Origin of the sequence: Planktothrix sp. FACHB-1355, from assembly GCF_014748295.1 — a bacterium.
Taxonomy (GTDB): Bacteria; Cyanobacteriota; Cyanobacteriia; order Cyanobacteriales; family Aerosakkonemataceae; genus Aerosakkonema; species Aerosakkonema funiforme_A.
In genome coordinates this window covers 1-1,666 of the sequence record NZ_JACJUP010001349.1, presented here as the reverse complement: position 1 = coordinate 1,666, position 1,666 = coordinate 1, and the positions used below count along the sequence as shown (strand labels likewise).

4 protein-coding genes are annotated in these 1,666 nt (G+C 40.8%); 2 read left to right on the top strand and 2 right to left on the bottom strand.

The features are described from left to right. Window positions 1–109: 109 nt before the first annotated feature. Window positions 110–382 (bottom strand): hypothetical protein, encoded by a 273-nt coding sequence (locus tag H6S82_RS32305; protein WP_190464319.1) that lies wholly within the window; start codon window positions 380–382, stop codon window positions 110–112. Between the two features lie 211 nt (window positions 383–593). Here H6S82_RS32305 and H6S82_RS32300 point away from each other — a divergent pair, with 211 nt between their 5' ends. Together H6S82_RS32300 and H6S82_RS32295 are read left to right on the top strand one after the other, a co-directional pair. Next, window positions 594–806: a hypothetical protein gene (locus H6S82_RS32300; protein ID WP_190464316.1), complete on the top strand. Its 213-nt coding sequence runs from the start codon at window positions 594–596 to the stop codon at window positions 804–806. Then, window positions 803–1,087 (top strand): type II toxin-antitoxin system mRNA interferase toxin, RelE/StbE family, encoded by a 285-nt coding sequence (locus H6S82_RS32295; protein WP_190464317.1) that lies wholly within the window; start codon window positions 803–805, stop codon window positions 1,085–1,087. Before H6S82_RS32300 ends, H6S82_RS32295 begins: the two co-directional genes overlap by 4 nt. A 225-nt stretch (window positions 1,088–1,312) precedes the next feature. On the opposite strand, the gene H6S82_RS32290 is transcribed toward H6S82_RS32295, so the two are convergent. Continuing rightward, window positions 1,313–1,666 (bottom strand): clan AA aspartic protease (locus tag H6S82_RS32290; RefSeq protein WP_242057202.1); only part of this gene is annotated, 354 nt, incomplete at its 5' end.

Genomic DNA, 1,666 nt, shown 5'->3' with positions numbered 1-1,666 from the left:
TGTCCAGTAAATCCTGTATCGATGACAAATTCGATCGGTATAGTTGAGCCGTTGGGGACGATAAATGTCAATGTGACGGTTGCGTGTCTATCAGTCACGATGCCAGAAATCACTTGTAAACACGCTCCATAACACCACCGAATGATACAGCTACATTGTATCCAATGCGAATGCCAAAAAGACGAGCATTTGGATGTTTTTTGCTAAGTTTGCGTGCTGCTTTTAAGCCAGTTTCATCTACTTCGTAGTCTCCTGATTCAAAGTCGATGATGACCATTTTGCCGATGTTCTCATCCACTTCCACTTGTTGACGGATGCTATTTTCGTACAATTGTTTTGCACGTTTCGCCACTTCTTCACGGCTGAGAAGGATTGTTTGCATAAGGTAAGTTCCGATCGCGACAGTGATTTTTACGAACTATTTTATCATATCTAACGGCTAACCAGAGTGGATATTGCGTACCTTATGAGTTTCGTAGCGACTGTCTTAAAATTCAAGCAAGCGATCGCACTTTTTTTGTATTGCTTAAAACACTGGTGGCTAGCTCGCTCTCAGGTAAGCTATAATTATGCAGAGTTTCTGGAGTCTGACAATGAAAACCTATAGCTTTGATGCCGTTTTGGAATTAGTGGAAGAAATGTCGGATGAAGAACAGATGGTTCTAATCGATTTGATCGGGCAACGACTAAAGGAAAAACGGAGAGATGAGATCGCTCTCAATATTGTTAGTGCTGAAGAAGAGTATTTGAATGGACAAGTATTCCGAGGCACAGTAAATGATATAATGGCGGAATTAAAACGATGAGAACTCTTGTCTTAACGTCTTCTTTCAAACGAGGTTTCAAATCGTTAATTCGCCAACAACCTGAAATGGAGGAAAAAATAGCTGCGCGATTAGAACTATTAGTAAACGATCCATTTCATCCGTCACTTAAGACTCATAAGCTGAAAGGTAAGCTATCTGGTGCATGGGCTTGTACTGTAGAGTACGACTGTCGAATAGTATTCAATTTCAAGAAATATTCAGATTCAGATGTTGAAGAAATCCTTTTAATTGATATTGGTAGCCATGACGAAGTTTATTGAGTTCATTATTTAAACAAAGGACGTAACTTTCTCCTCATTGAGGAGAATATAGAATTACTCTAAATCAATAAGCGATCGCTCTTTTTTTTGGGTAGGGGTGCGATCGCTCTCCTTCCAATCATCACATTGTTATGCTGGAAATAGATAAGATTGTGATTGGAAATAGATGTTGGGTTTCCTTGGTTTAAACTAAGCTAAAAGGAAGGGAGATCGCACTAATGGCTATTACAACTCTTCAATTGTTACCAGACCGCCTTCAGTGAACTGTACTACAAGTTCATGTTCCTCTAGCAACGCAGTTCCCAGTAAAGGTCTTCGCCCTGTCGCAAGTACCCGAACTTCTCTTTCTTCTCCATTCCATATCACAACTGCTTCATGGACTGGCAATAAAACCTCGCTGTTGTCTGCTAAGTTTGCGGGGAGATCGTATATGAAAGGGAACCTCAATAATGAAACCGCTTCTGGGGGCAAGCAAAGATGTCCAGTAAATCCTGTATCGATGACAAATTCGATCGGTATAGTTGAGCCGTTGGGGACGATAAATGTCAATGTGACGGTTGCGTGTCTATCAGTCACGAT

What these genes read in the sequence shown, in the direction of transcription:
- H6S82_RS32305 (WP_190464319.1), bottom strand. Translation starts at nt 382, where the DNA reads ATGCAAACAATCCTTCTCAGCCGTGAAGAAGTGGCGAAACGTGCAAAA.
- H6S82_RS32300 (WP_190464316.1), top strand. Translation starts at nt 594, where the DNA reads ATGAAAACCTATAGCTTTGATGCCGTTTTGGAATTAGTGGAAGAAATG.
- H6S82_RS32295 (WP_190464317.1), top strand. Translation starts at nt 803, where the DNA reads ATGAGAACTCTTGTCTTAACGTCTTCTTTCAAACGAGGTTTCAAATCG.